This window comes from Devosia sp. P2_G7 (assembly GCF_056403495.1).
Genome location: NZ_JBFUFI010000002.1, coordinates 459,079 through 482,632, shown reverse-complemented (window position 1 = coordinate 482,632; position 23,554 = coordinate 459,079). Strand labels below are relative to the sequence as shown.

The 23,554-nt window shown below is 65.1% G+C and carries 29 protein-coding genes; 19 read left to right on the top strand and 10 right to left on the bottom strand.

Annotated elements, in window-relative coordinates; genetic code table 11:
- Window positions 1-76: 76 nt before the first annotated feature.
- Genes urtB through AC1DWU_RS05620 form a run of 7 tightly spaced genes read left to right on the top strand, consistent with a single transcriptional unit; the run spans window position 77 to window position 5,757 of the window.
- On the top strand, window positions 77-1,690 hold the full coding sequence (gene urtB, locus AC1DWU_RS05650; RefSeq protein ID WP_477148986.1) for an urea ABC transporter permease subunit UrtB: 1,614 nt from the start codon (window positions 77-79) through the stop codon (window positions 1,688-1,690).
- Window positions 1,687-2,862, top strand: a complete 1,176-nt coding sequence (gene urtC / locus AC1DWU_RS05645; protein ID WP_477148985.1) for an urea ABC transporter permease subunit UrtC — start codon at window positions 1,687-1,689, stop codon at window positions 2,860-2,862. Before urtB ends, urtC begins: the two co-directional genes overlap by 4 nt.
- Complete coding sequence (gene urtD / locus AC1DWU_RS05640; RefSeq protein ID WP_477148984.1) at window positions 2,859-3,611, top strand: urea ABC transporter ATP-binding protein UrtD; 753 nt, start codon at window positions 2,859-2,861, stop codon at window positions 3,609-3,611. Before urtC ends, urtD begins: the two co-directional genes overlap by 4 nt.
- Complete coding sequence (gene urtE, locus AC1DWU_RS05635) at window positions 3,608-4,312, top strand: urea ABC transporter ATP-binding subunit UrtE (protein WP_477148983.1); 705 nt, start codon at window positions 3,608-3,610, stop codon at window positions 4,310-4,312. The genes urtD and urtE overlap by 4 nt, the downstream gene beginning before the upstream one ends.
- 2 nt (window positions 4,313-4,314) lie before the next feature.
- Entirely contained in the window at window positions 4,315-5,130 is an 816-nt protein-coding gene (locus tag AC1DWU_RS05630; RefSeq protein ID WP_477148982.1) for an urease accessory protein UreD, read from the top strand.
- 8 nt (window positions 5,131-5,138) lie between these two features.
- On the top strand, window positions 5,139-5,441 hold the full coding sequence (locus AC1DWU_RS05625) for an urease subunit gamma (RefSeq protein WP_477148981.1): 303 nt from the start codon (window positions 5,139-5,141) through the stop codon (window positions 5,439-5,441).
- Between the two features lie 4 nt (window positions 5,442-5,445).
- Window positions 5,446-5,757, top strand: a complete 312-nt coding sequence (locus AC1DWU_RS05620; RefSeq protein WP_477148980.1) for an urease subunit beta — start codon at window positions 5,446-5,448, stop codon at window positions 5,755-5,757.
- Window positions 5,758-5,826: 69 nt separating this feature from the next.
- Here the strand turns inward: AC1DWU_RS05620 and AC1DWU_RS05615 are convergent, their stop codons facing one another.
- Window positions 5,827-6,141 carry a hypothetical protein gene (locus tag AC1DWU_RS05615; protein WP_477148979.1) on the bottom strand — a complete coding sequence of 105 codons (315 nt, stop codon included), beginning with the start codon at window positions 6,139-6,141 and terminating at the stop codon, window positions 5,827-5,829.
- Window positions 6,142-6,248: 107 nt separating this feature from the next.
- On the bottom strand, window positions 6,249-6,632 hold the full coding sequence (locus tag AC1DWU_RS05610; protein ID WP_477148978.1) for a hypothetical protein: 384 nt from the start codon (window positions 6,630-6,632) through the stop codon (window positions 6,249-6,251).
- Between the two features lie 131 nt (window positions 6,633-6,763).
- Between AC1DWU_RS05610 and AC1DWU_RS05605 the strand changes: the two genes are divergently transcribed.
- The 3 genes from AC1DWU_RS05605 to ureC all read left to right on the top strand — a co-directional run bounded on the left by AC1DWU_RS05605 (window position 6,764) and on the right by ureC (window position 9,460).
- Window positions 6,764-7,165, top strand: coding sequence for a hypothetical protein (locus AC1DWU_RS05605; protein WP_477148977.1), 402 nt, complete (start codon window positions 6,764-6,766; stop codon window positions 7,163-7,165).
- A gap of 98 nt (window positions 7,166-7,263) precedes the next feature.
- Window positions 7,264-7,617, top strand: coding sequence for a NirD/YgiW/YdeI family stress tolerance protein (locus tag AC1DWU_RS05600; RefSeq protein WP_477148976.1), 354 nt, complete (start codon window positions 7,264-7,266; stop codon window positions 7,615-7,617).
- 133 nt (window positions 7,618-7,750) lie between these two features.
- Window positions 7,751-9,460: an urease subunit alpha gene (ureC, locus tag AC1DWU_RS05595; protein WP_477148975.1), complete on the top strand. Its 1,710-nt coding sequence runs from the start codon at window positions 7,751-7,753 to the stop codon at window positions 9,458-9,460.
- Window positions 9,461-9,496: 36 nt separating this feature from the next.
- Here ureC and AC1DWU_RS05590 read toward each other — a convergent pair whose 3' ends face one another.
- Together AC1DWU_RS05590 and AC1DWU_RS05585 are read right to left on the bottom strand one after the other, a co-directional pair.
- Window positions 9,497-9,835, bottom strand: coding sequence for a hypothetical protein (locus AC1DWU_RS05590; RefSeq protein ID WP_477148974.1), 339 nt, complete (start codon window positions 9,833-9,835; stop codon window positions 9,497-9,499).
- Entirely contained in the window at window positions 9,832-10,377 is a 546-nt protein-coding gene (locus AC1DWU_RS05585) for a hypothetical protein (protein WP_477148973.1), read from the bottom strand. Before AC1DWU_RS05585 ends, AC1DWU_RS05590 begins: the two co-directional genes overlap by 4 nt.
- Before the next feature lie 225 nt (window positions 10,378-10,602).
- On the opposite strand from AC1DWU_RS05585, the gene AC1DWU_RS05580 reads away from it, so the two are divergent.
- From AC1DWU_RS05580 to ureG, 8 genes are all read left to right on the top strand, one after another.
- Window positions 10,603-11,451: an SDR family NAD(P)-dependent oxidoreductase gene (locus AC1DWU_RS05580; RefSeq protein ID WP_477148972.1), complete on the top strand. Its 849-nt coding sequence runs from the start codon at window positions 10,603-10,605 to the stop codon at window positions 11,449-11,451.
- 57 nt (window positions 11,452-11,508) lie between these two features.
- A complete protein-coding gene (locus AC1DWU_RS05575) occupies window positions 11,509-11,850 on the top strand; it encodes an MliC family protein (protein WP_477148971.1) in 342 nt (113 codons plus the stop codon).
- A gap of 8 nt (window positions 11,851-11,858) precedes the next feature.
- Entirely contained in the window at window positions 11,859-12,446 is a 588-nt protein-coding gene (locus AC1DWU_RS05570; RefSeq protein ID WP_477148970.1) for a hypothetical protein, read from the top strand.
- A gap of 1 nt (window position 12,447) precedes the next feature.
- Window positions 12,448-12,771: a low molecular weight protein tyrosine phosphatase family protein gene (locus AC1DWU_RS05565; protein ID WP_477148969.1), complete on the top strand. Its 324-nt coding sequence runs from the start codon at window positions 12,448-12,450 to the stop codon at window positions 12,769-12,771.
- Between the two features lie 64 nt (window positions 12,772-12,835).
- On the top strand, window positions 12,836-13,306 hold the full coding sequence (locus AC1DWU_RS05560; RefSeq protein ID WP_477148968.1) for an urease accessory protein UreE: 471 nt from the start codon (window positions 12,836-12,838) through the stop codon (window positions 13,304-13,306).
- Window positions 13,303-13,965: an urease accessory protein UreF gene (locus AC1DWU_RS05555; protein WP_477148967.1), complete on the top strand. Its 663-nt coding sequence runs from the start codon at window positions 13,303-13,305 to the stop codon at window positions 13,963-13,965. Before AC1DWU_RS05560 ends, AC1DWU_RS05555 begins: the two co-directional genes overlap by 4 nt.
- Window positions 13,962-14,390, top strand: coding sequence for a DUF3995 domain-containing protein (locus AC1DWU_RS05550; protein WP_477148966.1), 429 nt, complete (start codon window positions 13,962-13,964; stop codon window positions 14,388-14,390). Before AC1DWU_RS05555 ends, AC1DWU_RS05550 begins: the two co-directional genes overlap by 4 nt.
- A complete protein-coding gene (ureG, locus tag AC1DWU_RS05545; protein ID WP_477148965.1) occupies window positions 14,387-15,019 on the top strand; it encodes an urease accessory protein UreG in 633 nt (210 codons plus the stop codon). The genes AC1DWU_RS05550 and ureG overlap by 4 nt, the downstream gene beginning before the upstream one ends.
- 3 nt (window positions 15,020-15,022) lie before the next feature.
- On the opposite strand, the gene AC1DWU_RS05540 is transcribed toward ureG, so the two are convergent.
- Together AC1DWU_RS05540 and AC1DWU_RS05535 are read right to left on the bottom strand one after the other, a co-directional pair.
- Window positions 15,023-15,742, bottom strand: coding sequence for a metallophosphoesterase (locus AC1DWU_RS05540; protein ID WP_477148964.1), 720 nt, complete (start codon window positions 15,740-15,742; stop codon window positions 15,023-15,025).
- Window positions 15,743-15,835: 93 nt separating this feature from the next.
- A complete protein-coding gene (locus tag AC1DWU_RS05535) occupies window positions 15,836-16,249 on the bottom strand; it encodes a hypothetical protein (protein ID WP_477148963.1) in 414 nt (137 codons plus the stop codon).
- A 232-nt stretch (window positions 16,250-16,481) separates the two neighbouring features.
- Here AC1DWU_RS05535 and AC1DWU_RS05530 point away from each other — a divergent pair, with 232 nt between their 5' ends.
- Complete coding sequence (locus AC1DWU_RS05530; protein ID WP_477148962.1) at window positions 16,482-16,949, top strand: GNAT family N-acetyltransferase; 468 nt, start codon at window positions 16,482-16,484, stop codon at window positions 16,947-16,949.
- Between the two features lie 17 nt (window positions 16,950-16,966).
- Here AC1DWU_RS05530 and glgX read toward each other — a convergent pair whose 3' ends face one another.
- From glgX to glgC, 4 genes are read right to left on the bottom strand one after another with little or no spacing between them, the layout of a single operon-like run.
- Complete coding sequence (gene glgX, locus AC1DWU_RS05525) at window positions 16,967-19,120, bottom strand: glycogen debranching protein GlgX (RefSeq protein WP_477148961.1); 2,154 nt, start codon at window positions 19,118-19,120, stop codon at window positions 16,967-16,969.
- Between the two features lie 13 nt (window positions 19,121-19,133).
- Window positions 19,134-20,765 (bottom strand): alpha-D-glucose phosphate-specific phosphoglucomutase, encoded by a 1,632-nt coding sequence (locus AC1DWU_RS05520; RefSeq protein WP_477148960.1) that lies wholly within the window; start codon window positions 20,763-20,765, stop codon window positions 19,134-19,136.
- A complete protein-coding gene (glgA, locus tag AC1DWU_RS05515; protein WP_477149068.1) occupies window positions 20,746-22,206 on the bottom strand; it encodes a glycogen synthase GlgA in 1,461 nt (486 codons plus the stop codon). The genes AC1DWU_RS05520 and glgA overlap by 20 nt, the downstream gene beginning before the upstream one ends.
- A 15-nt stretch (window positions 22,207-22,221) precedes the next feature.
- Window positions 22,222-23,493, bottom strand: a complete 1,272-nt coding sequence (glgC, locus tag AC1DWU_RS05510; RefSeq protein ID WP_477148959.1) for a glucose-1-phosphate adenylyltransferase — start codon at window positions 23,491-23,493, stop codon at window positions 22,222-22,224.
- Window positions 23,494-23,554: the final 61 nt, after the last annotated feature.

The window sequence follows — 23,554 nt, the reverse complement described above, 5'->3', positions numbered from 1 at the left end:
CTCCCGGCGACGGCGGCTCCCCRCCGTCGCCACCCAACTCGTTACGCCCCTCTACTCTGGCGATAGAGCGACCACGATGGCCACCCGAATTCTCACTCTGATAGCCTTCCTGATCGCTGTAGCTTTCGCCCCCCTGCCCGCCCTGGCGCAGGACGACTTTGCCGCGCAGATCAATGCGCTCGGCCCCGGGAGCTTCGCCGACCGCACCAAGGCCATGGACGTTCTCGTCGCGACCGGCGACGAACGCGTGCCGCCGGTGCTGCAGGCGCTGAGCGACGGCAATCTCTACATCCGCGAGTCCGACCAGAAGGTGGTGATCGCCACGAAGGCCGGCGGCGACTTCGCGCTGGTTGACCCGGTCGACGGCACGGACCTCGGCACGGTGCCGAGTGGCGACCTCGATAAGATCAAGACCAACAATGGCCTCCGCGGCAAGATCCGCACCGCCATCGGCAAGATGACGCTGCTGAGCCCGGATCAGCCGACCCGGCTGTCGGCGGCGCAGAGCATCCTGAAGAACGCCGACCCGGCGATGCTGGAACTGCTCGACCAGGCGCTTGCAGCGGAAACCGACCCCGGCATCAAGAGCACCATGGAACTGGCCCGCGCCGTCATCGTGCTGAAGACCGAGGGGGCGCTGGAAGACAAGCGCGCCGCCGTCGAGACGGTGATTTCGCACAACGATCGCGCCGCGCAGAACGTGTTGGTCAACTCGCTGGCCGCGGCTCCGGACGAGCTGAAGCCGACCATCCAGGCCGGCATTGACTCGATCGGCCGGACGCTCGCCGTGTGGGATGTGGGTCAGAACCTCCTCTACGGCATCTCGCTGAGCTCGGTGCTGCTGCTTGCCGCCATCGGCCTCGCCATCACCTTCGGCGTGATGGGCGTCATCAACATGGCGCATGGCGAGATGGTGATGCTCGGCGCCTACGTGACCTATGTCACGCAATTGGTGATCCAGCAGGTGGCGCCCGGGCTGATGGAGTACTCCCTCGCCTTCGCGGTGCCCGCAGCGTTCCTGTTCACCGCGCTGGTCGGCGTCGGCATCGAGCGCGGCATCATCCGCTGGCTTTATGGCCGGCCGCTGGAAACGCTGCTCGCCACCTGGGGGCTGTCGCTGGTGCTGCAGCAGCTGGTGCGATCGATCTTCGGACCGACCAACAAGCTGGTGCAGCCGCCCAGCTGGATGAGCGGCACGTTCGATCTGTGGAACCTGAGCTTTACCTGGAATCGGCTCTGGATCATCGTCTTCGCCATCGCCGTGTTCATCGCCCTGCAGATCATCCTCAACCGCACGCCGCTGGGCCTCCAGATGCGGGCCGTGACGCAGAACCGGCGCATGGCCTCGGCCATGGGCATCCGCACCCCGTTCGTCGACGCCATGACCTTCGGGCTCGGCTCGGGCATTGCCGGCATGGCCGGCGTCGCGCTGAGCCAGATCGACAACGTCTCGCCGAACCTCGGCCAGGGCTACATCATCGACAGCTTCATGGTGGTGGTGTTCGGCGGCGTGGGGAACCTGTGGGGCACGCTGATCGGCGCGGTGTCGCTGGGCGTCGCCAACAAGTTCCTTGAGCCTTATGCGGGAGCGGTGCTGGCGAAGATCGCCATCCTCATCCTCATCATCCTGTTCATCCAGCGCCGCCCGCGCGGCCTGTTCGCCCTCAAGGGCCGGGCGATTGAATCATGATCACGCAAATGCTGTTCCGGGCCCTCGACAGGAAGGCCATCTGGCTCGTCGCAGCGCTTGTCTTCATCGCCATCGCGATTCCAGTCGCCAACCTCGTCATTCCCGAGGGCAACCCGCTCCACCTGCCGAACTACGCCGTGCCGCTGTTCGGCAAGTACCTGAACTACGCCATGCTGGCCTTGGCGCTCGACCTGGTCTGGGGCTACTGCGGCATTCTCTCGCTCGGCCACGCGGCGTTCTTCGCGCTCGGCGCCTACGCGATGGGCATGTACCTGATGCGCCAGATCGGGGCGCGCGGCGTCTACGCCAACCCGATCCTGCCCGACTTCATGGTGTTCCTGAACTATCACGACCTGCCGTGGTTCTGGCACGGGTTCGACCTCTGGTGGTTCGCCTTCCTGATGGTGCTGTTCGTGCCGGGGCTGCTCGCCTTCGCCTTTGGCTGGTTCGCCTTCCGCAGCCGCGTGACGGGCGTCTATCTCTCGATCATCACCCAGGCGATGACTTACGCCCTGCTGCTGGCGTTCTTCCGCAACGACCTCGGGCTCGGCGGCAATAACGGGCTCACCGACTTCAAGGACATTCTCGGCTTCAACGTGCAGGCGGCGACCACCCGCGCCGCGTTGTTCGCCGCGTCCGCCTTTGCGCTCGCCCTGGCGGTGATCATCTGCTCGGCCATCGTCAACTCGAAGCTCGGCAAGGTCATGGTGGCGGTGCGCGATGCCGAAAGCCGCACCCGCTTCCTCGGCTGGCGGCCGGAGAACGTGAAGCTGTTCGCCTTCGTCGTTTCGGCCGTGCTCGCCGGTATCGCCGGCGCGCTCTACACGCCGCAGGTTGGCATCATCAACCCGGGCGAGTTCGACCCCGCCAACTCGATCGAGGCAGTGATCTGGGTCGCCGTGGGCGGGCGCGGCACCATCATCGGGCCGATCATCGGCGCGGTGCTGGTCAATGCCGGCAAGTCGATCTTCACCGGCGCCTTCCCCGACTGGTGGCTCTACTGCCTCGGCGGCCTGTTCATCTTCGTCACCCTGTTCATGCCCAAGGGCATCGTCGGGCTGTTCCAGAAGTTGCGCACCCGCAAGGGCAAGGAAGCGAGCTCCGCCGCCGAAGCCGGCGAGGACCCATCCACCCTGCCCCAGACCAAGACCGCGCCGGAACCCGCCGAATGACCCACGATAGCTCCGGCACCATGCTCTATCTCAACGGCGTCTCCGTCTCGTTCGACGGCTTCAAGGCGCTGAACCATCTCTCCATTATCGTCCACCCGGGCGAGATGCTGGCGATCATCGGCCCGAACGGCGCCGGCAAGACCACCATGATGGATATCATCACCGGCAAGACCCGCCCCGACGACGGCGAGGTGTATTTCGACGGCCGTACCGACCTCACCAAGCTCGACGAGGCGCAGATCGCCAATCTCGGCATCGGCCGCAAGTTCCAGAAGCCCACGGTGTTCGAGAGCCACACCATCTGGGACAACCTGGTGCTGGCACTGAAAAAGCCGCGCGGCGTGCTCTCGGCCCTGCTCTATTCCGAGAGCGCCGCCGACAAGGCTCGCATCGAGGAAATCCTCGAAACCGTACGTCTCACCGCCCGGAAGGACGAACTCGCCGCCGACCTCAGCCACGGCCAGAAGCAGTGGCTGGAGATCGGCATGCTGCTGGCCCAGGACCCGAAACTCCTGCTGGTCGACGAACCCGTCGCCGGCATGACCGACGCCGAAACGGTCGAGACGGCCAAGCTGCTCAAGGACATCGCCAAGACCCGCTCGGTGGTTGTCGTCGAACACGACATGAGCTTCGTCCGCGAACTCGGCACCCGCGTCACCTGCCTCGCCGAAGGCTCGGTACTGGCCGAAGGCACGCTGGACCAGGTCAGCGCCAACCCGATCGTCATCGAAAGGTATTTGGGCCGATGAGCACCGCTCTCTCGATCAAAGCCATCGACCTCCACTACGGCGCGGCGCAGGCGCTGCGTGGCATCACCATCGATGCCAAACCCGGCAAGATCACCGCCGTGCTGGGGCGCAATGGAGTGGGCAAATCGTCGACGTTGCGGGCGGTTACCGGCATCAACAATGTGTCGTCGGGCGAGATCGTCTTCAACGACGAGGTGTTGAAGAAGGCGCCGCCGTACAAGCGGGCTCGGCTCGGCATTGGCTATGTTCCGCAGGGCCGCGAAATCTTCGCCTTGCTGACGGTGAAGGAAAATCTCGAGACCGGCTACGCGCCGCTGAAATCGGCGGACCGCAATATCCCGGACTACATCTTCGAACTGTTCCCGATCCTCAAATCCATGCTTGGCCGCCGCGGTGGCGACCTCAGTGGCGGCCAGCAACAGCAGCTGGCGATCGGCCGGGCGCTTGTGACGCGGCCAAAGGTTCTCGTGCTGGACGAACCAACGGAGGGTATCCAGCCCTCGATCATCAAGGATATCGGCCGCGCGCTGCAGTTCCTGCGCGACCAGAAGGGCATGACCATCCTGCTGGTGGAGCAGTATCTGGACTTCTGCCGGGAAATCGCCGACGACATCTACATCATGGATCGCGGTGAAATCATGCATTCCGGCCCGGCCGCCGACCTCGACCTTCCCGAGGTACGCCGCCATTTGATGGTGTAGGCGTGTCGGCAGTTGAAGCCCTGCCGCGCCACCAGCGCGCTCGCGGCGTCGGCCGTGTCGCGACGCAGGTGCTGGATGGCCGTACCCGGCTGACCACGCTGTTCCAGGAAGGCTGCGCCAAGATCCGGCTGCCGCATACGCATGACTCGAGCCTCCAGGCGGTGCTGATCAACACCGCAGGCGGGCTGACCGGTGGCGACGACGTTGCATGGGAGGCGAAGGCGGCGCCCGGGGCGAAGCTAGTGCTCACAACACAGGCCTGCGAACGCGTCTATCGCTCGCTCGGCGACGATGCACATGTGCGGACGCGGCTGGAGGTCGGGGCCGGCGCGCGTCTCGACTGGCTGCCGCAGGAGACCATCCTCTACGAGGGCGGCCGGCTGAACCGCAGCCTCGAGGTCGATCTCGCCCCGGACGCCAGCTTCTTCGCCATCGAGGCCATCATTCTCGGCCGCGAGGCCATGGGCGAGGCAGCCCGCGGCGCGCGGCTGCGCGACAACTGGCGAATCCGGCGCGGCAGCCGGCTGATCCATGCCGAAGCGACTCGGCTCAGCGCCGACCCGCTGGAGCGCGATGGCCTGTCGCTGCTCGCCGGGGCGGGTGCCTTCGCCACGCTGCTCTATGTCGGCGCTGATGCGGAGCGAAAGCTCGAACCGGCGAGAGCGCTGCTCAGCGGGCAATCCGGCGCCAGCGTCGTCGGCGAACGGCTGGTCGTCCGCGCCATGGCTGCGTCCGGGCTTGCGCTCCGCAAGATCATCACGCCAATTATCGCCCAACTCTCCGGCGCCGGTGCTCTGCCGCGCCTCTGGCATCTCTAGGACAACTGATGAACCTGACGCCCCGCGAGAAAGACAAGCTCCTCATCTCCATGGCCGCCATGGTGGCGCGCCGCCGCCTCGAGCGCGGCGTGAAGCTAAACCATCCCGAGGCCATCGCGCTGATCACCGATTACGTCGTCGAAGGCGCCCGCGACGGACGTTCGGTCGCCGACCTGATGGAAGCCGGCGCACACGTGGTGAGCCGCGCCCAGGTGATGGAGGGCATCGCCGAGATGATCCACGACGTGCAGGTCGAAGCCACTTTCCCCGACGGCACCAAGCTCGTCACCGTCCACGAACCGATCAGGTGAGCCGATGGCCCTCATTCCAGGCGAAATCTACACCGTCCCCGGCGACATCGAGCTGAACGTCGGCGCCCCGCAGGTGACGATCGAGGTCGCCAATACCGGCGACCGCCCGATCCAGGTCGGCTCGCACTACCACTTCTATGAAACCAATGCCGGCCTGCGCTTCGATCGCGAGCAGGCTCGCGGCATGCGGCTCGATATCGCCGCCGGCACCGCCGTGCGGTTCGAACCGGGCCAGGCGCGCGAAGTTCGGTTGGTGCCGCTGTCGGGAAGCCGGACCGTGTACGGCTTCCAGCAGAAGATCATGGGCAAGCTCTAGCCAGCGGATAGCATAAGGGCGGGGCCTTCGAGCCTCGCCCTTTCCGTTCCAGTCGATAATCGACGGCCGTTAGCCCAGCACGTAGATCGTCACGTCGGTCTCGTCCGTAGCGGTGAGGCCGACCACGTCATCGATCGTCGCGCCATAGCTCTCCAGCTGCGCCAGCAACTCCGGCTTCTGCTGGATGAGCGCCTTCAGCGCCTCGAGATCCACTGCGCCGTCACTATCGGCGCTCGTTACGATCTCCGAAGGGCTCGAGACAGTCTGGAAGCTCACGTGGCTAGCTGAAGTCAGCGCGTCAACGGCACTTTCAGCACCAATCGCCAAATTTGCGGTCGAGAGAGCGAGCGCCGTTGCGAGGGCAATTACCTTGAGATCAAACATCGTCCATCTCCATTGTCGTTAAACACAATGGGGATACGCCCCAGACGGGCAGAGGTTTCCTCCTGCCCGTTCACAGTATTTTGCGCGACCTGCGCGTAATTGTCTCGCTAAAGGTCGTTCGCGTAAAGCACGCCGCCGCCGTCGCCCGACACATCTAGTGAGACGATCTGGTCGAGCGTGACGCCGGAATTTCGGATCGCGCTCATTGCCATGGGGTTGATTATGAGGTTGCCCTGCAAGTAGTGCACGTCGCGCTCCTTGAGATCGATCGCCGAGTGGAGCCGCGACGCCGCCTGCTCGGAGCCAGCGAGGGTCGAGAGCCGCACGACGCGAAGGCCGGCCGCATCGCTGGCATGTTCCGCATCGCGCAGGAACTCCGAGCTGCCAATGCCGGCAATGATCGCGTTGATGTCCATGAACTGCGCATAGGCGAACTGCGGCGCAGCCATCAGCAAAGTTGCGGCGAGCGCGGCGGCGAATCTCGATTTCATGTGAGCCTCCAAATGACTGGCGCGGATTAGAATATCGGGCTGTGGCGAAATCCCGGCCGAACTGCACACAGCTTTGGCAATCGCAGAAGATTTCGGTTAGGGATGCGCCGGTTTCAATGGGCAGGACGACGATGGCCACCAAGGAAGAAGACTTCAAAGACCGGTTCGTGGCCGTGCTGCAGGATCTGCGCGGCAATGGCGGCAAGGACCCCGAGGCGATGTTCCTTATCGGCAGCCTCGCCGCGCGCCTCGTCGACCGCGCCAGGCAGCCCAGCTGGGCCGCCTACAAGGCCAACATGACGCCGCCCGTCTATGCCAAGCTGCTGAGCGATTTCCAGCAGCAGGGCAACGACTTCCACAAGGAGGGTAAGGCCAAGCACGCCTACGCCATCCAGGTGCTCGCCATCTCGCTGATCGCCCGCACCCAGAACGATGTTGATGTCCGCGCCGGCGACAGCCTGCTCGACGAAATCCTCGGCTTCCTCATCGCCGCCTATCGCAAGGCCAAGGCTGCCGATCCGAAGTTGAATTGAGCCAAACGTACTCGACTTCAATGCAATAGCATCCGATCGGGCTTCCGCTTTCTTGAGGCATTCGCTGACAGGTTTGAGGGCTCATCGGAGGCCGCTGCATGTGGAAATTCGTGCTCGCCCTGATCCTGGCGCTGTCGGTGCCGATCCCCGCATCGGCGCAGTTCGTTGGCCCCGGCTCGCCCCATATCGGGGGCAAGGTTACCGTCGCGCAGGTGGCCGAAATCCGGCCCGGCACCCGGGTGATCCTCACCGGCAATTTCGTCCAGCGCTATCGCGACGACGTCTATCGCTTCCGCGATGAAACCGGTGAAATCCTGGTCGAAGTCGACCGCCGGCTGTGGCGCAACCGATTGATCGAGCCGCATACATCGGTCCAGGTCACGGGCGAGGTCGAGCGCAGCCTGCTGCGTGCCAGACGGGTCGAGGCCGAACGGATCGTGGTGCTGGAGTAGCACTTCCCCGCCACCCCGCGCCTATCTGCGTAATTTCGCGCCAAATCGCTGGACAGCCTCAATCTTAGGCGGTTGAAATGGCGCGTCGAGGCGGTCGAAACGACCGTCCTCAGCGTCGCCCGGAAGGACCATCATGCCCGCTCGCATCTCTCGCTCTACCTATGCCCAGATGTACGGGCCGACCACCGGCGACCGGGTGCGGCTGGCGGACACAGAGCTCTTCATCGAGGTGGAGAAGGACCTCACCACCTACGGCGAGGAGGTGAAGTTCGGCGGCGGCAAGGTGATTCGCGACGGCATGGGCCAGAGCCAGATCACCCGGGCGGCCGGCGCCGTCGACACCGTGATCACCAACGCACTGATCATCGACCACACCGGCATCTACAAGGCCGACATTGGCCTGCGCGACGGCAAGATCCACGGCATCGGCAAGGCCGGTAACCCCGACACCCAGCCCAATGTCGACATCATCATCGGGCCCTCGACCGAGGTGATCGCCTCGGAAGGCCGGATCATCACCGCCGGCGGCATGGATGCGCATATCCATTTCATCGCCCCGCAGCAGATCGAAGAAGCCTTGATGTCGGGCATCACCACCATGATCGGCGGGGGCACCGGGCCGGCGCACGGCACGCTGGCGACCACTTGCACCGGCGCCTGGCACATCCACCGGATGATCGAGAGCTTTGACGCCTTCCCGATGAACCTCGGCCTCGCCGGCAAGGGCAACGCCTCGCTCCCTCCCCCGCTCGAGGAGATGATCCTCGCGGGCGCCTCGTCGCTGAAGCTGCACGAGGACTGGGGCACCACGCCCGCCACCATCGACAATTGCCTCGCCGTCGCCGACGCCTATGACGTGCAGGTGATGATCCACACCGACACGCTGAACGAGAGCGGCTTCGTCGAGGACACGGTGCGCGCCTTCAAGGGCCGCACCATCCACGCCTTCCACACCGAAGGTGCCGGCGGCGGCCACGCCCCCGATATCATCAAGGTGGCGAGCCTCCCCAACGTGCTCCCCTCCTCAACCAACCCGACCCGGCCCTACACGGTGAACACGCTGGCCGAGCACCTCGACATGCTGATGGTCTGCCATCATCTGTCGCCGTCGATCGCCGAGGACGTGGCCTTCGCCGAGAGCCGCATCCGCAAGGAAACCATCGCAGCGGAGGATATCCTCCACGATATCGGCGCGTTCTCGATGATCTCGTCCGACAGCCAGGCCATGGGCCGCGTCGGCGAGGTGATCATCCGCACCTGGCAAACCGCCGACAAGATGAAGCGCCAGCGCGGCCGCCTGCCCGAGGAAACCGGCGACAACGACAATTTCCGGGTGAAGCGCTTCATCGCCAAGTACACCATCAACCCGGCCATCGCGCAGGGCTTGAGCCGGCACATCGGCTCGGTCGAAGTGGGCAAGCGCGCCGACCTCGTGATGTGGTCGCCCGCCTTCTTCGGCGTGAAGCCCGAGATGGTGATCATGGGCGGCTCGATCGCCGCCGCCCCGATGGGCGACCCCAACGCCTCGATCCCCACCCCGCAGCCCATGCACTACCGCCCGATGTTCGGCGCCTACGGCAAGCTCCGCACCAACTCCTCGGTCACCTTCATCAGCCAGGCCGCCTACGACACCAACCTGCAGGCGACCCTCGGCGTCGCCAAAGGCATGCTGCCGGTCGAGAACACCCGCGGCGGCATCAGCAAGGCGTCGATGATCCACAACTCCGCCACGCCACATATCGACGTGGACCCCGAGACCTACGAGGTGCGGGCGGATGGCGAGTTGCTGACCTGCGAGCCGGCCACGGTGTTGCCGATGGCACAGCGGTATTTCCTGTTCTAGCGGCGGGGCGCTGCGCCGCCGTGAGCGCGCGCCGATCTAGCCCGCCTGCCAACCTTGCGAGAGGATCAGGAGCACAACCGAGGCCACGAACGTCGTGATCGCCACGACGCCCACGGTGACCACGCTGTGCCTGTAGATTATGTCTGCCTGTTGGTGGTAAATCATTGGGACAACGATAAAAAACATCGCAAGGCAGCTGACGCAGGCCACCAGCAGAGTGATGACGGAGGCCATGAAGAGCTCAGGCCTTGCAGGCACCAGCAAGCCGCTAAACCGTAGGTTGGTGGCAACCAAGAGGATTGAAACCGCGGTCGCCATCAGCGTCCTGAAGATCGCCAATAGTTCCTTGATCGACTCCTTGTCACCGTCGTTCATCGGAAGTAGGTCCTGAGCACGGCGACGACATCCACCTCTGCCGGCGACCACTTCCGGCGCCTCTTGTTCCGCTCGATCTTTGAGGACCTGACCGGCAGCGCCTGCATCGCGCGCCGCTGTGTAACCGCCTCGACGCAGACCTCCTCGAGCCATGCGGCGCCGCTCATGGCCTCGGCGCACCGAATTGGTCGCGTCCAACTGATGGAGATGGAGAACGCATCGACTAACCGCGCCTGCATCTTCTGTAGTGCGTAAGAGAATATTCTGGCTATTTCCTCTACGCACCAGAAAACCAGATCAGGAGCAGAATGATCATCGCCAGGATCGTTCAGTATCTGAACGATGATCTGCGTATAGTGCGAACCGACGTGACGAACCACGCCCGTCAGCAACTCATGAAAGTCCGAGCATTGGTCTCCGTCGACCTCGAACCCGTTCGCCCGGAGGGCATTTCGGACGACACCTTCGGAATACTGCTCGACGGTAGCAACTGCACGTCCACCTGGCCAAACCACGCTTCTTATTCCTCCGCGATAGCGCAATAGTACGCATCCCCAGGCGGCAATCAGCTTAGGAACAATGCGAATGTCCTCCCTCCAGTGGCAAACCTGGGATGCGGCCGGCACAGCGCACGCAAATAGGGAGTGCTGACCTGCGAACCGGCCGCGGTCCTGCCGATGGCGCAGCGGTATTTCTCGTTCTAGCGGCTACTTATCCCCGCATCTTTGTTCATGCTACGTTCTCATCGTTGAGTCGGGGAGGACAGCATGGCAGTCGATCTCACAGGCAAGGTATGCCTCGTTACCGGGGCGAGCCGCGGTGTTGGGCGCGGGGTGGCGCTGGGGCTGCTTGAGGCGGGTGCCACGGTGCACATTACGGGCCGGACCGTGCGGGATGGAGAGCACCCCGAGGGCCTTGACCGTGCCGGCTCGCTTGCCTCGGTGCTGAACGAATCTGCCCGCTATCCCGGCCGCTGCGTTGCGCATCGGGTCGACCATGCCCATGACGTGGAGACCGAGGGCGTCGTGCGGCGCGTGCTCGCCGATGAGGGGCGGCTCGACATCCTCGTGAACTCGGCCTGGCCCGGCTACGAGCGCATGGAGGAGGACAACCGCTTCACCTGGGTCGATCCGATCTGGCAGCAGCCAATGTGGCGGTGGGACGCAATGATCGGCGTTGGTGTGCGCTCCTCCTGGTGCGCTATCCGGGTCGCGACGGAGGCAATGGCGCGGCAGCGCTCCGGGCTCATCGTCAACATCTCGTTCTGGGCGGCGCAGAAGTTCATGCAGAACGTCATCTACGGCGTCTCCAAGGCCGCCACGGACAAGATGGCAGCCGACGTCGCTCACCAGATGCGCGAGTTCGATGTGGCGGCCGTGGCACTCTACCCCGGCCTCGTCCGCACCGAGGAGGTACTGAAGCACGCCCAGTATTTCGACATGTCGAACTCGGAGAGCCCTGAGTTCCAGGGCCGCGCCGTGGCGCGTCTCGCCGCCGATCCGGAGCTGATGGCCAAATCCGGCAAGGTCTTCACCAGCGCAGATCTTGCCCTCGAGTACGGCTATTCGGACATCGACGGTTATCAGCCGCGGCCGAACACGCTGGAGACGGCCTAGCCAGACGGGCCGGTTCTGCTACCCTTCGCTCCTCTGACTCGCGAGGAGGGATCGCCGATGGAAGAACTGGCTACAGCTGCGATGATGCAGAACGTCGACGTTTCCGCGCAGGTCGTTCTTTCGCTGCAGGGCAGCTTCGAGCGGAACATCGTCGAGTACCAGTGCGAGGGGCTCGAACCGTTCTCGGTGGACTTCGTCAATGCCAAGCCGAACTTCCTGGCCATCGTGCCGATCGGGCCCGAGCGGCTGGTGTTCGTCAACGTGATGTCCGGCTCGGGCGCGAAATACGTGTCCGGCCAGTATGAGTTCTGGACCAAGGGCACCGATGCGACGCTCACCGATCTGATGGCCGAGCCGCAGACGCCGGTGAACTGCTCGGAAGCCAACAACACCCCCTGAGTTGAACGATGGACACCGGCACCGCCCACGATGTGTTCATCCACGTGCGCATCGTCATGGGGACGGTCGTGGGCCTCGGCCTCACCCGCCTGCTGATGGGCACCGCGGGTATCATCCAGCACCCGCAACGCGCCAAGCTGTCGCTCGTCCACCTGCTCTGGGTGCTATCGATCTCGATCGAACTCATCCTGTTCTGGTGGTGGGAGTACGAGCTCGCCGAACTCAAGGTCTGGTCGTTCGGCACCTTCGCCTTCCTGATCGGCTATTCGATTACGCTGTTCGGCCTCGCCGCCCTGCTCTTCCCCGATAGCCTGGCCGACTACGATGGATACGAGGACTTCTTCCTCAAGCGCCGCAAGTGGTTCTTCGCGCTGTTCGGCGCCACGTTTGTCCTCGATATCGTCGACACCATCATCAAGGGCGAGCCGTATCTCGACTCCCTCGGCATCGGTTACCTGATCCAGGTGCCGTTCGGCGTCGCGCTCTGTGCCATCGCGGTCTGGACCACCAACCGCCGCTACCACTTGGCGCTGGTCCTGTCCCACCTCGCCTATCAATTCTGGTGGGGCGCGTTTCTCTTTGACGCGCGCGTCTAGGGTGCAGCGCATTCTCTTTGTCTGCAGTCGAAACCGCTTGCGCTCGCCAACGGCAGAGCGCGTCTTTGCCGACTATCCAGGCATCAAGGCTGCGTCCGCCGGCCTCGCTCCAGACGCCGAAGAGCGCCTGACGCCAGAGCATCTGGAGGGAGTCGACATCATCTTCGTGATGGAGCGCGCCCACCGGGCAAAGCTATCGCGTGAGTTTGGCAGGCGTATCAGGTCGGCGCGGATCATCTGCATCGATATCCCCGACGACTACACGTACATGCAACCCGAGCTGGTGGCTCTGCTGAAGGCGCGCGTGACACCGCATTTGCGATGACGGCCGTTGGTAGATAAGCTCGCGGCGAAGGTTGGGAAGCCTCGTTAGTCATTGTGAGTCCCCTATGCCGCAGACGTTCCGCGCGGTTGGCTATTTGCCGCCCGGTGAAGCCGGTACGCCCTTCGACCTCGCCATCCTGATGCACGATGAGCGCCGCGTGCGCCGTCGCATGCTGACGCTGGTGCATGGCGACACCGTGCTGGTCGATTTCCCCGAGCCGGTGACCCTGGCCGATCGCTCGTCGCTGAAGCTCGAGGACGGCCGGCTGGTCGAGATCATCGCCGGCGAGGAGCAGCTCTACGATGTGCGCGGGCGGGACAAAGAGCACCTGATGCGGCTCTGCTGGCACCTGGGCAACCGGCATTTGAAGACGCAGATCGAGGACGGCCGGGTGCTGATCCTTCGCGATCACGTCATCCGCGACATGCTGCGCGGCCTCGGCGCCACGGTGACCGACGTGACCGAGCCGTTCAGCCCCGAGGAAGGGGCCTATTCGCATAGCCATGAACCGGCCCATGCGCTGCTCAATCGATGACTGATCCCGCTGCGCTGCAGAAACTGGTGACCTGGCTGTCGCCGGCCTTCCCGGTTGGCTCGTTTGCCTGGTCGGCCGGACTTGAGACGGCGATTGCGGATCGTCGCGTAACCGATTTCGAACGCTTGCAGAACTGGATCGAGGGCGCGCTGGCGCATGGGGGCATCCGGACGGATGCGATCCTCTTGGCGCATGCGCATCGCTCCGCGAACGATGCGGCGCTGCTGAGCGAGTTGGCCGGCCTGTCGTTGGCGCTCAACGGCTCGAAAGAGCGCTGGCTCGAAACCACCATCACCGGTGATTCCTATGCCCGGGCCATGAAATTCTGGCCATCGCACGTGCTGGAGTTGCTGCCGCAGCCCTGCCCCTACCCGGTCGCCGTCGGCGCCCTTGCCGCCGGCCACGGGATCGACCTCGCCGACACGCTTCTCGCCTGGCTCACTGCCAGCGTCCACGGCCAGATCTCGGTGGCCGTGCGCCTCGTGCCACTCGGCCAGTCCGATGGCCTCCGTGTCCTCTCCACCCTCGAACCACGTGTCGCCGCGCTTGCGACATCCGCGGCTACGGCGACCCTTGCCGATCTCGGCGCGATCGCCTACGCCGCCGATATCGCGCAGATGCGCCACGAGACGCTGGAACCGAGGATTTTTCGTTCATGAGCATGGTGATTGCCGCCCTGATCTTTGTCGTGCTGCTGGCGGTGGGGCTCGCGCATCTGCTCTGGTCGGTCGGCAGCCCCTGGCCGATCCGCGATCCGGAGCTGCTGGCCCGCACTGTGATCGGCAAGCCCGGCGTCACCCGTGTGCCGCGTTTCGCCTCGCTGGTCGTCGCCATCCTGGTGCTCGTAGCGGGCGTCCTCGCCCTGTCTCTCGCCGACCATGCGGCCGGCGGCATCGGCCTGACGCTGATCGGCGTCGTGCTCGCCGCCGTGTTCCTCGGCCGCGGCGCCATCGGCTATACCGAGCGCTGGCGCACCGCCTTCCCTGTCGAGCCGTTCGCCACGCTCGACCGCAAGAACTATTCCCCGCTCTGCCTCGCGCTGGGCGCCGGCTACCTCCTCCTCGTCATCATGAGGCTCATATGAAATCGCTCAACGGTCCCCTCCGCGTCGGCATCGGCGGCCCCGTCGGCTCCGGCAAGACGACGCTCTGCGAAATGCTGCTGAAGGCGATGCGCGACCGCTACTCGATGGCGGTGGTCACCAACGACATCTACACCAAGGAAGACGCGCTGATCCTCAACCGGGTGCAGGCGATATCGGAAGATCGCATCGTCGGGGTCGAAACCGGCGGCTGCCCGCACACCGCGATCCGCGAAGACGCCTCGCTTAACCTCGCGGCGATCGCCGACCTCAATCGCAAGTTCCCCGACCTCGACATCATCCTGATCGAGTCCGGCGGCGACAATCTCGCCGCGACCTTCTCGCCCGACCTCGCCGACATCACGCTCTACGTGATCTCGGTGGCGCAGGGCGAAAAGATCCCGCGCAAAGGCGGCCCGGCCATCACCCGCTCGGACCTGCTGGTCGTCACCCACACCGACATCGCGCAATACGTGAACGCCAGCCTCGAGGTGATGGAAGCCGACACCAGGAAGGTGCGCGAAGGCCGCCCTTACGTGTTCGCCGACCTGCTGCGCCGCGAAAACCTCGACGAGATCATCAGCTTCATCGAGCAGCAGGGCGGCCTGGCCCCGGCGCAGGCGGCGGAATAACGGTTACGCGCCCACCGAGATCACGTGGGTGACGAGGTTGCCGTCCTTGATGTGATGGACGAGCAACCCCGGCGGATCGGTTGCCGGCATCTTGCGTCCACGCGCCGCGAGCCCGCCCATCGGCGCGATCGAGGGCGCCAAGGCCGCCGGCAGCCCGGCAAAGCGGGTGAACATCGGCCGGTGGAGGTGTCCGCAGCCGATCCCTAGCACGGTGTCGCGGGCGTCCTCGATCACCGCAGCGAGCCCCTCCTTGTTGCGGCAGTCGATCGTCTCGTACTGATCCATGCCGCAATCGAACGGGTGCTGGTGGAGAAAGATCAGCGCCGGCGCGCCGCCCGAGTTGAGCCGTGCCTCGAGCCATCCGAGCACCGGTGTCGCATCGCCGTGTGCCGCGCCCGGCACGATCACATCGAGCCCGATCAGCCTGACTCTGTCGCCGACCTCGACGACGCGGTTGAGCGGTCCATCGGCCGGCCCGCCGAAAACCTCGCGCATTGCCTCGCGGCTGTCGACATTGCCCGGCACCACCAGCACCGGCGCGCCGAGCGCAATGAGGCGTGCTTTCACCAAGGCGTAGTTGGCGGGGTAAGAGTTGTTGGCGAGGTCGCCGCTGACCGCCACGGCATCAGGCCTGAGTTCGGCAACCCACCGCAGCACCCGGTCGAACCGCTCGAGCGAGGAGGTTCCGTCGAGATGAATATCGCTCAGCTGGGCGATGAGCATGTGCGGGACCCGCTGATGTTGCGGTGCGAACTTGGCCCGCGCTTCCCGCCAAGGCAAGCGAGCGCCGGGCGGTTGCCCGCCCGGCGTGCTGGATCAGTAGAGGAATATCTCGGGGTTCCCCTTGGGATCGGCCACCGCCACCACGCGGTTGATGTCGATGTTGTGGGTCTTGAACCAGCCAGTCAGCCCGGCATCACCCTGGATCGCAGCGCGGAACTTGGTGAGATCGGCGTTCTTGCTGGTCTCGGCGCTGGCGATCTTGGTCAGGTCGGCCGGCTGGTACAACTGCTTGGTGTCGAACACCTTGACGCTCGTCGCCTTGTCGAGGAAGGCGAGATCGCCCGCCGTCCACTCGCCGATCATGCTGACGAGGTTGCTCACCGGCAGCGCATCGGCTTTCGCCGCGCTGACCACGGTGGCACTGTCACTGGCGAGGGCCATCGCCGGCGCGGTCGAAACCAGCGCGGCGAGGACGAGGGCAATCGAGGTCTTGAGGTTGATGTGCATTTTAGTCTCCATACGGGTCTGTTTTGGGCCGCAGGGCTAGCTCATGCTGAGCGAGCGGTCATCGGCGTGATTAGCGCGTCGACGGCAGGGATATCGCTCCCCGACCGCGGCGGATGTTGGGGGGCATCGCGGAGTTATTTAGCCGGAACAACGACGAATTCTTGTTCGCCTTGAAATAGTCTAATCATTAACGATCGTTAATCTTCGTAAGCTTTATCACGAGAAGTAGAGTATGAGCGAAATAGCCGACTACATCTTGCTGCGCCGCGATCTCACGGCTTCCATCCCGCCCGCCCAGTGGCCAGCGGGCGTGACGCGCGTTGCCTTCGACGTGGCGGACGTAAAGGCCATCCACGTGCTGATGCAGCGGGCCTATAGCAGCGGTTTCGGTGGGGTCGTGCCGGACTGGCTCGACTGGTGGGAGACGCTGCGGGCGGACAGCGAGTTCGACCGCGGCCTCTGCTTCGTCGCCAAGGCCGACGACGAGGTGGCGGGTTTCTGCCTCTGCTGGACCTCGAGCTTCGTCAAGGACCTGGTCGTGGCGCCGGAATGGCAGGGACACGGGCTCGGCGCGGCGCTGCTGACGGACGCAATGTGCGCCCTCCACGCCCGTGGCGCAACGGAGGTGCGGCTGAAGGTGGGCGACGGCAACGCCCGCGCACGACGGCTGTATGAGCGGATCGGATTTGCGAAGGCCTGACCGATAGTGACGGCCCCCTACTCCTTCGGCGTCTCTTCCGGCGGCACCTCGGGCGGCACCTCTTGCGGCGGAACGCCCGGGACCGTGCCCGGCTGTGGCGCCGGCTGCGGGGTTTCGGGCACTGGGGGCACTTCCTGGGGCGGCGGAGGCACTTCCGGCTTGGATGGCGGGATCTGGCCCTTCACCAGCGCTACGACCGAACGCGGCGGCAGCGTTGCGGCGCGATCTGCCAGCGGCAGCACCGCCTGATCGTCGGAAACCAGGCCCACGGTCCAGAAGCCTTCGGGCAACCGCGCCAATACCGGGTCGATACGGCGGTTGAACCACACGATGAGGTCCTCCTCTGCTGTCTGCAGCCGCATGCCCAACACCGAAGCGCCGGCATCGTTCCAGTCGCCCTCGTTCATCTCGCGGCCATCGGGGTGCAGCCAAGCTACGTCGCGTACGCCATGGCGGGTCTGGCCCGTGAGGAAATGGTCGTGCGTCAGCGCCGGGTGCATGCGGCGGAACTCGGCCAGCGCCGAGACGAAATCCACCAGCGCGCCGTCGGCGTTCTCCCAGTCGACCCAGGTGATCTCGTTGTCCTGCGCGTAGGCGTTGTTGTTGCCGTGCTGGGTGCGGCCGAACTCGTCGCCCTGCTGGATCAGCGGCAGGCCGCGGCTGAGGAACAGCGTCGCCAGCAGCGCCCGCACGTCGCGACGCCGCGCGGCATTGATCGCCGGATCGTCGGTCGGGCCTTCGACGCCGCAGTTCCACGAGGCATTGTTGTTGTGCCCGTCGCGATTGCCTTCGCCGTTCGCCTCGTTGTGCTTGTCGAGATAGGAGACGAGGTCGGCCAGCGTGAAGCCGTCATGCACGGCGAGGAGGTTCACCCCCGCGCTCGGCTTCCGCCCCGCGAAATCGAAGATCTCGGCCGAGCCGGCCACCTTGCCGGCCAGCGCCCCGATCTTCCCCTGGTCGCCGCGCCAGAACGAGCGCACGTCATCGCGATAAGTGTCGTTCCACTCGCGGAATTCCTTGCCGAACTGCCCGAGCTGGTAGCCGCCCGGACCCGGATCCCACGGCTCGGCCACGAGGATGGATTTGCTGAGCACGGGATCGGACTTGATCAGCTGCAACATCCTGGCGTTCGGGTTGAAGCCCGGCTCGCGCCCGAGGATCGGCGCGAGGTCGAAGCGGAAGCCGGAGACCCCCATTTCCTCGACCCAGTAGCGTAGGGATTCGATCACCAGCCGCTGCGTCGCCGGATGGTCGCAGCGGAGCGTATTGCCGGTGCCCGCGTCGTTGACGAGGTGCTGTTTGCCGTCGACTTCGACGAACCGGTAGTAGGTCCTGGCGTCGAGCCCCATCAGGCTCAGCATCGGGCCGTTCGCATCGCCCTCGCCAGTGTGGTTGTAGACCACGTCGAGGATCACCGAGATGCCCGCCTTGCGGTACACGTCGGTCATGTTGCGCAGTTCCTGTGGGCCCCGTGGCGCCAGTCGAGGATCGACCGCGAAATAGGTCACCGGGTTGTAGCCCCAGGCGTTGGTGAGGCCCATCGACGGCAGGTGGCCGTCGTCGATGAAGGCCGCGATTGGCATCAGCTCGACCGTATCGACCCCGAGATAGCGCAGGTGATCGACCACCCTCTTGGTGGTCAGGCCCGCGAGCGTGCCGCGCAGCGGCCCCTGCACCGAGGGGTGGCGCATGGTGTAGCCGCGCACGTTGAGTTCGTAGAACAGTCCGGGAGCCTTGCGACGCGGCGTGGCATTCTTGTTGTCGGCCGCCAGCACGATCGCCTTGGGGATCAGCGGCGCCGTGTCCACCGCCTCGTCGCGATTGAGGCGCAGCCGCGGCGAGCGCACGAAGGGGCGGTCGAGCCGGCGGGCATAGGGGTCGACCAGCAGCTTCGCCGGATCGAAGAAATAGCCCTGATCCGGATCGTAGCGGCCGTCGGCACGGAGGCCGTACCTAGCCCCTGCCCCGATATTGCCAATCAGCCCGAACCAGATGTGGTCCTCGTGCCCGTCGAGCGCGATACGCGCCGTTTCCTTGTCGAGTTCGTCGTAGATCGATACCCAGATCGCCGTCGCCGTCTCCGAATAGACGGCGAAGTTCACACCCTCGGCGGTGATCGTGGCGCCGAGTTTCTCCGGGCTGCCTGCGCCCGGGATCAATACGGGTTTCACTGCAACCGGGCCTTCAAGTGATAACGCTGGGCGCGTCACGGCCGGTGCGAGCTTTGATGCCGGCAAGGCTTTCGGCGATGGAAATGAGGGGAGAAAGTGCGGACTGGGTGTCGAGATCGTGCTGTCCATGCGGGGGCTCATACCTTTCAAGGTACAAGCGCAACGTGGCGCCAACCGTCCCGGTTCCACTGAGCCTCACGACGATGCGGCTGCCATCGGTGAAGCCGATCCGTACCCCTTGTTTCCCGCTGGTCGAGCCATCAACCGGGTCGTGATAGGTGAAGTCGTCGGCATAGGCCACCGGACGTCCCTCGATCGACTGGCCGGCAAGGCTCGGCAGCCTGGCGCGAAGGTCGTCCATCAGCGCGTTGGCGGGCGCCGCGTCGACCTCCTCGTAGTCGTGCCGGGTGTAGTAATTACGGCCGTAGGTGGCCCAGTGATCCTGCACGATCATGTCGACGCTCTGCTGGCGCGCCGCGAGCACGTTGAGCCACAGCAGCACGGCCCAGAGGCCATCCTTCTCCCGCACGTGATTGGAGCCGGTGCCGGCCGACTCTTCGCCGCAGATGGTGACGCGGCCGGCGTCCAGCAGGTTGCCGAAGAACTTCCAGCCGGTCGGCGTCTCGTGCATTTCGATGCCGAGTTTCTCCGCCACCCGATCAGCAGCGGCGCTGGTCGGCATCGAACGGGCGATGCCCGCGATTCCGGCCGCGTAGCCCGGTGCGCGCGGGGCATTGGCCGCGAGGATGGCGAGCGAGTCCGACGGGGTGACGAAGCGGTTGCGACCGATGATCAGGTTGCGATCGCCGTCGCCGTCCGAAGCGGCGCCGAAATCCGGCGCCTGCTCGCTCATCATCAGGTCGTAGAGATCCTTGGCGTAGACGAGGTTCGGGTCGGGGTGCCCGCCGCCGAAATCCGGCGACGGCGTGCCGTTGACGACAGTGCCGGCGGGCGCGCCGAGGATGTCCTCGAAGATCTTGTGCGCGTAGGGCCCGGTCACCGCATGCATGGCGTCGAAGCGCATGGTGAAGCCCGCGGCGAACATCGCGCGGATCTTGTCGAAATCGAACAGCGTTTCCATCAGCTCGGCGTAATCGGCGACCGGATCGATCACCTCCACCACCATGCCGGCCGAATGCTGCGTGCCGATGCGGGAAAGGTCCACGTCGGGGGCGTCGACGATCAGGTAGCGGTCGATCTCCTTGGAGCGCGCAAACACTGCGTCGGTGATCTTCTCGGGCGCCGGGCCGCCGTTCGAGACATTGTACTTGATGCCGAAATCGCCATCCGGACCGCCCGGATTGTGGCTGGCCGACAGCACCAGGCCGCCGAATGCCTTGTGGTGGCGGATGACGTGGCTGGCGGCCGGTGTCGACAGGATCCCGCCCTGCCCGACCAGCACGGCGCCGAAGCCGTTGGCCGAGGCGATCTTGATGATCGTCTGGATGGCGACGTCGTTGTAATAGCGGCCGTCGCCGCCGATCACGAGCGTCTTGCCCTTGATCCCCTCGAGGCTGTCGAAGATCGACTGCACGAAGTTCTCGACATAGTTGGGCTGGCTGAAGACGGTCACACGCTTGCGGAGCCCGGAGGTGCCGGGCTTCTGGTCCGCGAACGGTGTCGTCTCAATCGTCAGAATCGTCATCGAGTTTGTGCCCCAGGAGTGACGCGTAGAGGTCGGCATACTTTTCGGCGCTGAGTTCCCAGGAGACGTCCGACTTCATCCCCCGGCGCTGCATCTTGTGCCACACCTTTGGCCGCGCGTAGAGGGCGATCGTCCGGCGGATCGCCTCGCCCAGCGCTTCCTCGGTGGCAGGTGAGAATACCACACCCGTGGCGACGCCCGCCTCCACCGCGGCTTCGTTGGCATCGATGATCGTATCGGCTAGCCCGCCCACCCGGCTCACCACCGGAATGCAGCCGTAGCGCAGGCCATAGAGCTGGGTGAGGCCGCAAGGCTCGAACCGTGACGGGATCAGGATCGCGTCGGCGCCGGCCTGCACCAGATGGCTGAGGCCCTCGTCATAACCGATGATGGCGCCGACCTTGCCCGGATGGCGCAAGGCCGCGCGGGCAAAGCTGTCCTCGATCCACTTCTCGCCCGAACCGAGCACCACCAGCCGGCCGCCATGCCCGACGAGCCCGTCGATCAGCCCCGGCAGCATGTCGAGGCCCTTCTGCCCGGTGAGCCGGCTGACCACCGAAAAGATCGGCCCCGGTCCCGGCTCCAGCCCGAAGCGCTCCTCGAGCACCGCCATGTTGGCGGCCCGCTGGAACACCGTGCTCGCCCCATATGGCTGCGGCAGCACCGAGTCGGTCGCCGGGTTCCACTCGCCAGCATCGACGCCGTTGAGAATGCCCGTGACGGTATCGGAGCGCGACTGCAGCAATCCTTCGAGACCCATGCCGTAGGCGGCAGTCTTGATCTCATGCGCGTAGGTGGGGCTGACGGTCGTCACCTGATCAGCCAGCAGGAGGCCCGCCTTGAGGTAGCCGATATTGCCGAAATACTCGATCGAGCCGGTCCGCGCCGCCTCGTAGTCGAGCTTCAGCGCGTTGAACACGTCCCAGCCGAACACCCCCTGGAAAGCGATGTTGTGGACGGTGATCACCGTCTTTGCCGTGCTGCCGGGGTTGAACCGCACATAGGCCGGCACCAGTCCCGCCTGCCAGTCATGGCAGTGAAGAATGTCCGGCTGGTAGCCCTCGATCATGCCGCGCGAGATCTCGTAGGCGGCAAAGCTCAGCGCCGCAAAGCGCTGCCAGTTGTCCGCCCAGTCCTTGCCGTCTGGCCCGAGATAGGGATTGCCCGGCCGGTCGTAGAGGTGCGCTGCGTCGATGGCGATGACGTCGAGCCCGTTGGCCCGGCCGGCCACCAGCCGTGCGGTACCGCCGAACAAGTCCTCGAACCACAGCACCTGCCGGCCGCCCTCGAGCCCCGCCATCACCTTCGGATAGCCCGGCAGCAGCACGCGCATCGACACGCCATGTGGCGCCAGCGCCGCCGGCAGTGCACCGACGACATCTGCCAGGCCACCCGTCTTGATCAGCGGGTAAGCCTCCGATGCGACGGACAGGACTTCGATCATGGGCGCCGCCAGTTACTTGCTCGCCAGGTACTTGTCGATCATCGGCTGGGTGACCAAGGTCACGCCCTCGGCCGTGCGACGGAACCACTGCGCATCGAACTCCGGGTCCTCGCCGACGACGAGTCCCTCGGGCACGTGCACGCCGCGATCCACCACCACCTTCTTCAGCCGCGCGCCGCGTCCGATGGTGCAGTACGGCAGCACCACCGCCTCGTGCAGTTCGGAGTATGAGTGCACCCGGCTACCGGTGGAGAGCAGCGTCCGGTCCAGCGCACCGCCCGAGATGATGCAGTCACCGGAAACCAGCGAGTTCACCGCGGAGCCGCGCCGACCATCGAAATCGTGCACGAACTTGGCCGGCGGCGTGATCTCCGCGAAGGTCCAGATCGGCCAGTCGCGGTCGTAGAGGTCGAGCTGCGGGGTGACGTCGCAGAGGTCGATATTGGCCTTCCAGTACGCGTCCACGGTACCGACATCGCGCCAGTAGGCGACATCCTCGTTGGCCGAACGGACGCAGGAGCGCGGGAAGCGATGCGCCCAGGCCGAGCCGTTCTTGACGATGTAGGGAATGATGTCCTTGCCGAAGTCGCGCGACGAGCCTTCGGTGGCGGCGTCGCGGCGCAACTGCTCCATCAGGAAGCGCGTCTCGAACACGTAGATGCCCATCGAAGCGAGCGCCATTTCCGGCTTGTCGGGGATACCTGGCGGGTCCTTCGGTTTCTCGACGAAATCGACGATCCGGTCGCGCCCGTCCACATGCATCACGCCGAAGCCCGAGGCTTCCATGCGCGGCACTTCGAGGCAGCCGATGGTCACATCGGCTCCCGTGTCCACATGCTGCCGGAGCATGATTTCGTAGTCCATCTTGTAGATGTGGTCGCCGGCGAGCAGCACGATGTAGCGCGGGCCGTAATCCTCGATGATGTCCATGTTCTGGTACACGGCGTCCGCAGTGCCCTCGTACCACTGCGTCTCCGAGACGCGCTGGCTTGCCGGCAGCACGTCGAAACTCTCGTTTCGCTCAGTGCGGAGGAAGTTCCAGCCGCGCTGCAGGTGCCGGATCAATGAGTGCGCCTGATATTGCGTCGCCACCGAGATACGGCGGATGCCGGAGTTCAGCGCGTTCGACAACGCGAAATCGATGATGCGCGACTTGCCGCCGAAATACACAGCCGGCTTGGCACGCCGATCCGTCAGTTCGAACAGCCGGGTCCCCCGACCGCCCGCCAATACATACGCCATCGCCTCACGCGCCAGCGGCGACGGTGTCCGATAGTCAGCCATGCTTCCCTCCCTACACACCCAACTGGACGCCCCGCTTGGGCGGGGTCGTATTTCACCAACC

Excerpts from the sequence above, each read along its gene's own strand:
- ureG (WP_477148965.1), top strand. The coding sequence starts at position 14,387 with ATGAAATCGCTCAACGGTCCCCTCCGCGTCGGCATCGGCGGCCCCGTC.
- AC1DWU_RS05520 (WP_477148960.1), bottom strand. The coding sequence starts at position 20,765 with ATGACGATTCTGACGATTGAGACGACACCGTTCGCGGACCAGAAGCCC.
- AC1DWU_RS05555 (WP_477148967.1), top strand. The coding sequence starts at position 13,303 with ATGACTGATCCCGCTGCGCTGCAGAAACTGGTGACCTGGCTGTCGCCG.
- urtD (WP_477148984.1), top strand. The coding sequence starts at position 2,859 with ATGACCCACGATAGCTCCGGCACCATGCTCTATCTCAACGGCGTCTCC.
- urtB (WP_477148986.1), top strand. The coding sequence starts at position 77 with ATGGCCACCCGAATTCTCACTCTGATAGCCTTCCTGATCGCTGTAGCT.
- AC1DWU_RS05570 (WP_477148970.1), top strand. The coding sequence starts at position 11,859 with ATGGACACCGGCACCGCCCACGATGTGTTCATCCACGTGCGCATCGTC.
- AC1DWU_RS05590 (WP_477148974.1), bottom strand. The coding sequence starts at position 9,835 with ATGAACGACGGTGACAAGGAGTCGATCAAGGAACTATTGGCGATCTTC.
- AC1DWU_RS05600 (WP_477148976.1), top strand. The coding sequence starts at position 7,264 with ATGTGGAAATTCGTGCTCGCCCTGATCCTGGCGCTGTCGGTGCCGATC.
- urtC (WP_477148985.1), top strand. The coding sequence starts at position 1,687 with ATGATCACGCAAATGCTGTTCCGGGCCCTCGACAGGAAGGCCATCTGG.
- AC1DWU_RS05530 (WP_477148962.1), top strand. The coding sequence starts at position 16,482 with ATGAGCGAAATAGCCGACTACATCTTGCTGCGCCGCGATCTCACGGCT.
- glgC (WP_477148959.1), bottom strand. The coding sequence starts at position 23,493 with ATGGCTGACTATCGGACACCGTCGCCGCTGGCGCGTGAGGCGATGGCG.
- AC1DWU_RS05620 (WP_477148980.1), top strand. The coding sequence starts at position 5,446 with ATGGCCCTCATTCCAGGCGAAATCTACACCGTCCCCGGCGACATCGAG.
- AC1DWU_RS05610 (WP_477148978.1), bottom strand. The coding sequence starts at position 6,632 with ATGAAATCGAGATTCGCCGCCGCGCTCGCCGCAACTTTGCTGATGGCT.
- urtE (WP_477148983.1), top strand. The coding sequence starts at position 3,608 with ATGAGCACCGCTCTCTCGATCAAAGCCATCGACCTCCACTACGGCGCG.
- AC1DWU_RS05580 (WP_477148972.1), top strand. The coding sequence starts at position 10,603 with ATGGCAGTCGATCTCACAGGCAAGGTATGCCTCGTTACCGGGGCGAGC.
- AC1DWU_RS05535 (WP_477148963.1), bottom strand. The coding sequence starts at position 16,249 with ATGCACATCAACCTCAAGACCTCGATTGCCCTCGTCCTCGCCGCGCTG.
- ureC (WP_477148975.1), top strand. The coding sequence starts at position 7,751 with ATGCCCGCTCGCATCTCTCGCTCTACCTATGCCCAGATGTACGGGCCG.
- AC1DWU_RS05615 (WP_477148979.1), bottom strand. The coding sequence starts at position 6,141 with ATGTTTGATCTCAAGGTAATTGCCCTCGCAACGGCGCTCGCTCTCTCG.
- AC1DWU_RS05560 (WP_477148968.1), top strand. The coding sequence starts at position 12,836 with ATGCCGCAGACGTTCCGCGCGGTTGGCTATTTGCCGCCCGGTGAAGCC.
- AC1DWU_RS05625 (WP_477148981.1), top strand. The coding sequence starts at position 5,139 with ATGAACCTGACGCCCCGCGAGAAAGACAAGCTCCTCATCTCCATGGCC.
- AC1DWU_RS05605 (WP_477148977.1), top strand. The coding sequence starts at position 6,764 with ATGGCCACCAAGGAAGAAGACTTCAAAGACCGGTTCGTGGCCGTGCTG.
- AC1DWU_RS05550 (WP_477148966.1), top strand. The coding sequence starts at position 13,962 with ATGAGCATGGTGATTGCCGCCCTGATCTTTGTCGTGCTGCTGGCGGTG.
- AC1DWU_RS05575 (WP_477148971.1), top strand. The coding sequence starts at position 11,509 with ATGGAAGAACTGGCTACAGCTGCGATGATGCAGAACGTCGACGTTTCC.
- AC1DWU_RS05540 (WP_477148964.1), bottom strand. The coding sequence starts at position 15,742 with ATGCTCATCGCCCAGCTGAGCGATATTCATCTCGACGGAACCTCCTCG.